Source organism: Sulfurimonas sp., assembly GCF_047622445.1.
Lineage (GTDB): Bacteria > Campylobacterota > Campylobacteria > Campylobacterales > Sulfurimonadaceae > Sulfurimonas.
On the sequence record NZ_JBLHOE010000108.1, the window covers coordinates 1 to 5,991 of the forward strand.

The window sequence follows — 5,991 nt, forward strand, 5'->3', positions numbered from 1 at the left end:
ATAAGCCAAACAAAAAGTATTATGACCCTAGAAAATGGTTAAGAGATGGACAAAAAACTTTGGTTTCTAGAGTTGAAGAGGCTTTTAAAGATTTAAATGGATTAGATAGAAAGTATGTTAGATATTAACCTCTCTTATAAAGAGGCTAATATACTAAGTATATAATCTATCCATCATTTGTAATTGCTTCTATCAACTCTTTTAAAACATCTTCAGATTTATTATTATCTATTTGGCAGGTACCAGCAGCCTTGTGACCACCCCCACCATATTTGAACATTAACTCTCCAATATTTGTTTTTGAGCTCCTGTTTACAATAGATTTTCCTGTCGCAAATACTGTGTTTTGATTCTTAAATCCCCAAAGAACATGTATAGATATATTTGTATCAGGATTGAGTGCATAAATCATAAATCTATTACCAGGGTAGATAATCTTTTCTTCTCTTAAATCAAGTACGATTAGATTATTGTGAATTGTTGAACACCGAAGAAGCTGATTTTTAAAATCTTCAGTATACTTATTAAATAGCTCAACTCTCTCAACAACATCGGGAAGCTTCATTATATCCTCGATACTATGATCTATACAGTAGTCAATAAGATCCATCATAAGCTTATAATTTGAAACAGTAAACTCTCTAAATCTACCAAGTCCAGTTCTTGAATCCATTAAGAAACTAAGTAATTCCCAACTTTTTGGATTAAGAATATCCTCTTTTGTGAATTGTGCGGCATCAGCCTTATCAACCGCTTCCATCATATCTACGGAAATTGCAGGTAGTTTCTCAGCTCCACCATAATACTCATAGACAATTCTAGCTGCACTAGGTGCCTTTGGATCTATGAAGTAATTATCAGCTTCAGAGTTTCTCATAGCTTCACTTTCGTGATGGTCAAACACTAAATGTGCATTAGCATAGTATGGCAAGTTTGTAATTATATCATTTGAAGTAATTTCTATAGTTCCATCTTGCATATCTTTTGGATGCACAAATATAATTTCATCTATCATTTTGAGTTGCTTAAATATAACTGCACACACTAATCCATCCATATCGCTTCTAGTTACTAGTCTAAACTTACCTGACATATTATTTCCTTTAATAATTGATCTATTAATAATTATATCCAAATCTTTGTGTTTATAAAGCTTTAGCTAAAGCAGTTTTAATCTAACTTTTTGAGTAGTTGATTTAACTTATTTTGATTAAATCTCCAAAAGTGTTCTTTATTAAAATCTGTATCATTTTTAATTTTCTCTAATAACTCTTTAGTATTAACAGTTTCTTTATCCTCATCGCCTAGATGTTTTAAGACAAACTTTACAAGCTCTGCTTGAGCTTCAAGTGTTGTGTCATCATCTGCTAAGGTTCTTGTTTGCAAAAAAGGGTAGATTTTCCATATACTGATTATAAAAGCAAATATGAAAACTATCATCATAAGTGTGGAAGTTTCTAGTTCTATATCCATGGTACCTCTCATTATTAATCTAAGAACTGTATATTAAGTCGTATAATTTGATTATATCATAAGAATTTTGTTAAAATTAGCTATTAGGAATATAAATGAATGATAAAGTTTTCAGTAAACCAATCAAGAAACAATTTGAATTTGACGCAGAAGTAGCGGCTGTTTTTGATGATATGTTACAAAGAAGTGTACCCTTCTATAAAGAGAGTCAAAAAATTACTCAATTTTTTGCTCTTAAACAACTTCCGAGTGGAGGTCGCTTGTATGACCTTGGTTGTTCTACCGCCTCATTACTCTTAAACATACACAGAGGGTTAAAGGAAGAAGTCGAGCTTATAGGTCTTGATAATTCAGAAGCTATGCTAGAGCAAGCAAAACGTAAGTGTGAAGCATATGGAGCAAATATTAAAGTACTTAATGCAGATATCTTGGAGTATGAGTATAAAGAGGCTGATGTATTTGTTAGTAACTATACATTACAGTTTATCAGACCACTAGTAAGAGAAGAGTTAGTAAGAAAAATAGCTGCTTCACTCAAAAAAGAAGGTCTCTTTATTTTTAGCGAAAAAGTTATTTCTCATCACTCAAAATTAAACAAAGATCTTATCGAGTGTTATTATGATTTTAAAAAAGAGCAAGGCTATTCAGAGTATGAAATTATGCAAAAAAGAGAAGCTCTAGAGAATGTACTTGTGCCATACAGTGAAGAAGAAAACATCAAAATGGCCTTGAATTGTGGATTTTCTCATTGTGAAGTCGTATTTCGTTGGGCAAACTTTTGTACTTTTATAGCTGTTAAATAGAAAGTAACTCTACCAAACATTAGGTTGAGGTTTAGATACCTCTTTTTTCTTCTTTCCTGTATAGGTGTCAATGATTTTTCCACCAGTATCTTTAATCTTATCATATGCTTCTTTATGTGTAAAAAGTTCATCATCACAATCTTTATGGTAGAAACCTTGTAAGTCATAGTATTCTTTACAATCAGCATAGTATTGCAATGAAACACCACGTTTATTCACACAAGCACTTAAAAGTAGAGCAATTATAGGTAATAGTATTTTTATCATATATGAATTAAGCATCTCTCATACCTAAACTCTAAAGGTTTCTTTTGTTCTACAAAACTCTGTTAAAAAGCATTCATCACATTTTGGATTTTTGGCAGTACAGATGTAGCGACCAAAGAGAACCATACCTTGGTGAAGTGCATGCAGGTTATTCTTGAATTTTTTAACTAAAGTTGCTTCTGTTTTTATGGCTGTTTTATCATCACTAAGCCCTAATCTATGCGAAACACGAAATACATGTGTATCTACTGCCATTAGATTTGCACCAGTATACTCGATCATCACGACATTTGCAGTTTTCTGTCCAACTCCAGCGAGACTTTGTAATTCTTTTTCATCCATTGGTATTTCACCATCATAAACTTCAACTACTCTTTGTGCCATGGCTATTATATTTTTAGCTTTGTTGTTAAAGAACGAACAAGAGTTAAGGAGGGACTTTACTTCTGTAATATCAGCTTGTGCTAACTCATATACAGACGGATATTTCAAAAATAAAGGAGGAGCAATGATATTTACTCTTTTATCTGTACATTGTGCAGAGAGTGCAACTGCTATAACTAGTTCATAAGCATTTTTATATTCTAACTCAGTTACGGCATCACTATACCTATCTATAAATCTTTGGTGGATCTCAATAATTTCTTTTTTTGTTGCTTTTTTTACGCGCGGCATTTAGTGCCTCCCTGCATTAAACTCTAGTTTTTAATATAAATGACATTTTATCAGATTTATTTTTATAACGACGTAATCATGAAATAAAACTTTATATAGAAAAATTGAGAATCTGCCTAGCAAACATCTTAAAGCTTTAGCTGTTTAATAACTATTAGCATAAGTGATATACAATTACCGCATATACGAAAACAAGGACTTTTTTACATGAAAATTAGCAAGAAAATCATATCTGTAATGCTTTTAACAACTTCAATTCTTTCTGCTCAGACACTTGTCTCAGTTAATGGCACGGATATAACACAAAGTGATGTTGATAGTGCACTAATGAATGCAACACAAGGAAGATTTAATCAAGTTCCACCAGAAAAACAAGCAGAATTCAGAAGACAAGTACTAGAGCAGCTTGTTGCGAAAGAATTAATCTATAGTGATGCTAAAAAGACAGGAGTGTTAAGCTCTAGAGATTTTAAAGCTGAATATAAAAAAGTTCAAGAAAAAGTAAAAAAAGAGATAGCAGTTCAGATTTGGCAAAAAAAGCAGATGGACAAAGTTAAAGTATCAGAAAAAGAATCTAAAAAATACTATAAGGATAACAAAGGAGAGTTTAAAGAACAAGATAGTGTTCATGCTCGACACATCCTAGTAAAAACAAAAGAAGAAGCAGATTCACTTTTAAAAGATTTAAAACTTAAAGGTAAGGCGCTTAAAGAGAAGTTTATTGCTTTAGCTAAAGAAAAATCTGTTGGACCAAGTGGACCAAAGGGTGGAGATTTAGGATCTTTTGCAAAAGGTCAAATGGTGCCTGCATTTAATGATAAAGTATTTTCTATGAAAGTTGGAACAATTTCACAACCTGTTAAAACACAGTTTGGTTATCATATAATTTATTTAGAAGATAAAAAAGCTGCTAAAAATTTGTCATTTGTTGAGGTAAAGTCTTTTATTGAACAAAGATTAAAATTAGAAAAATTTAAAACAACGATTGCAGATACAATGAAAAAACTTCAGGCAAAAGCTACAATTAAGTAAATGACGCCTTCTTCCATCTCAGAAATATTTTTGGATGGAAGACATTTTTTTGTTAAAAGAGATGATCTTATAGACCCTTTTTTAGCAGGTAATAAATTTAGAAAACTCTACGCACTTCTTCAAACTTCACACACTACTTATAACAAAATAATTTCTTATGGTGGAACACAATCTAATGCAATGTTAGCTATTGCTGCCATGTGTAATAAAAAAGATTGGAAGTTTCTCTATTACTCTAAACCTATGAGCGAAACTTTAAAGAAAGAAAAATATGGAAATTTTTCGGAGTCACTGAAGCTTGGAATGGATCATGTAGAAATTGAACATGAGTACTATAGAGAGTTTATCGCCTCATTACAAATAAGTAGAGATGAAAAAACTTTACTAATTAATCAAGGTGGTGCAGATACTTTAGCCAAAATTGGTTTAGAAGTTTTAGCTGAGGAGATTAGAGATGCTGATATTGGTGTTTATTCACTGGCTACTCCATCAGGAACAGGGACTACCGCACTTTATTTAGCTCTATCCTTACCTGAATACAAAATATACACAACGCCATGTGTAGGAGACAGTAAGTACTTAAGAGAACAGATGCTAGCCTTACATCCAATTCCAGATAACTTAATTATTCTAGAGTCTAGTAAAAAGTATCATTTTGCGAAACCATATTCTGAGTTTTATTCAATATACAAGCAAATTTTAGATGCTGGAATAGAATTTGATTTATTATATGCTCCCTTGATGTTCAAAGTATTATTAGAACAAGTTGATGAAGAGGTATTATATATTCATAGTGGTGGAGTGAGTGGTAATGTAAGTATGTTAAAAAGGTATGAGAAAAAAGGATTGCTCCTTTAATCTATGGATTTTAGTCGATAAATGTAACCGTGTCATCTAATGATGCACGCTTAGGTTGGTATGTATTGATTTTAGCTTCTTTATCTTCATAGCCTAGGACTACACTGTATAGTAGAGAAAGGTTGTCTGGCATTTCTAAAACTCTGGATACAACTTTACCAAATTCTGTAGTGGAACCTTGTGGACAAGAATCTATTCCAAATTCTTGTGCAGCAAGCATAACACTTTGCATATATGCCCCACAATCAATTAAAGCACCTTGCGCACCATCAATATTTGCATTATCAGTGAATACAAAAAACACAGTCTGAGCACCAAACCATTTAAAATTGTCGTGCCACATTTTAAGACGTGTGTCATCATCTTTCCTATCAACTTCCATTAGCTTATAAAGGCCAGAACCAGTTACAATTCTTCTTTTTTTGTAAGGGTTTATCCAGTTTACAGGATAGTATTGGATATGTTGGTCGTGCTCAAAACCTTCACCCATTCTTTCTATTATCGCATCACCTATATTTTGTAAAACTTGCTTGTTGCTTATAGCTATTACTTTCCATGGTTGCATATTTGCACCACTTGGTGTCATTGCTGCTGCATTTAAAATTTTTTCTTGAATCTCTTTTGGTACAGGTTTTGGTAGGTACGCTCTTTTAGATGAACGAGAGTGTAAAGTTTCTGTAACTGTGGGCATATTTGGTGTCCTAAAATTATTTTGCACTATTATAGCATAAGAGAGCTTGTACTTTTCTATGATGGCAAAAGTTTACCATGAGTAATAAAGAGTAAGTTAACTTGACACTAAGTGACTCAATATGATATAATAAATGTATAATTAAAAGGATTTACAATGAATAATATTTTTGAAAAACTAACACATAATATG

General features: G+C 32.1%; 8 protein-coding genes. 3 read left to right on the forward strand and 5 right to left on the reverse strand.

Going from position 1 to position 5,991, the window contains the following annotated elements:
* Positions 1-166: 166 nt before the first annotated feature.
* Together ACI9TV_RS15630 and ACI9TV_RS15635 are read right to left on the reverse strand one after the other, a co-directional pair.
* Entirely contained in the window at positions 167-1,093 is a 927-nt protein-coding gene (locus tag ACI9TV_RS15630; protein WP_415251749.1) for an exopolyphosphatase, read from the reverse strand.
* A gap of 77 nt (positions 1,094-1,170) precedes the next feature.
* Complete coding sequence (locus ACI9TV_RS15635; protein ID WP_415251750.1) at positions 1,171-1,473, reverse strand: hypothetical protein; 303 nt, start codon at positions 1,471-1,473, stop codon at positions 1,171-1,173.
* 95 nt (positions 1,474-1,568) lie between these two features.
* Here ACI9TV_RS15635 and cmoA point away from each other — a divergent pair, with 95 nt between their 5' ends.
* Complete coding sequence (gene cmoA / locus ACI9TV_RS15640; protein ID WP_415251751.1) at positions 1,569-2,276, forward strand: carboxy-S-adenosyl-L-methionine synthase CmoA; 708 nt, start codon at positions 1,569-1,571, stop codon at positions 2,274-2,276.
* Between the two features lie 9 nt (positions 2,277-2,285).
* On the opposite strand, the gene ACI9TV_RS15645 is transcribed toward cmoA, so the two are convergent.
* Together ACI9TV_RS15645 and nth are read right to left on the reverse strand one after the other, a co-directional pair.
* Positions 2,286-2,543 (reverse strand): hypothetical protein, encoded by a 258-nt coding sequence (locus ACI9TV_RS15645; protein WP_415251752.1) that lies wholly within the window; start codon positions 2,541-2,543, stop codon positions 2,286-2,288.
* A 24-nt stretch (positions 2,544-2,567) separates the two neighbouring features.
* Complete coding sequence (gene nth, locus ACI9TV_RS15650; RefSeq protein ID WP_415251753.1) at positions 2,568-3,218, reverse strand: endonuclease III; 651 nt, start codon at positions 3,216-3,218, stop codon at positions 2,568-2,570.
* A gap of 207 nt (positions 3,219-3,425) precedes the next feature.
* Between nth and ACI9TV_RS15655 the strand changes: the two genes are divergently transcribed.
* On the forward strand, positions 3,426-4,250 hold the full coding sequence (locus ACI9TV_RS15655; RefSeq protein WP_415251754.1) for a peptidylprolyl isomerase: 825 nt from the start codon (positions 3,426-3,428) through the stop codon (positions 4,248-4,250).
* On the forward strand, positions 4,251-5,108 hold the full coding sequence (locus ACI9TV_RS15660) for a 1-aminocyclopropane-1-carboxylate deaminase (protein WP_415251755.1): 858 nt from the start codon (positions 4,251-4,253) through the stop codon (positions 5,106-5,108).
* 10 nt (positions 5,109-5,118) lie between these two features.
* Here ACI9TV_RS15660 and ACI9TV_RS15665 read toward each other — a convergent pair whose 3' ends face one another.
* On the reverse strand, positions 5,119-5,799 hold the full coding sequence (locus ACI9TV_RS15665) for a nitroreductase (protein WP_415251756.1): 681 nt from the start codon (positions 5,797-5,799) through the stop codon (positions 5,119-5,121).
* Positions 5,800-5,991 lie beyond the last annotated feature (192 nt).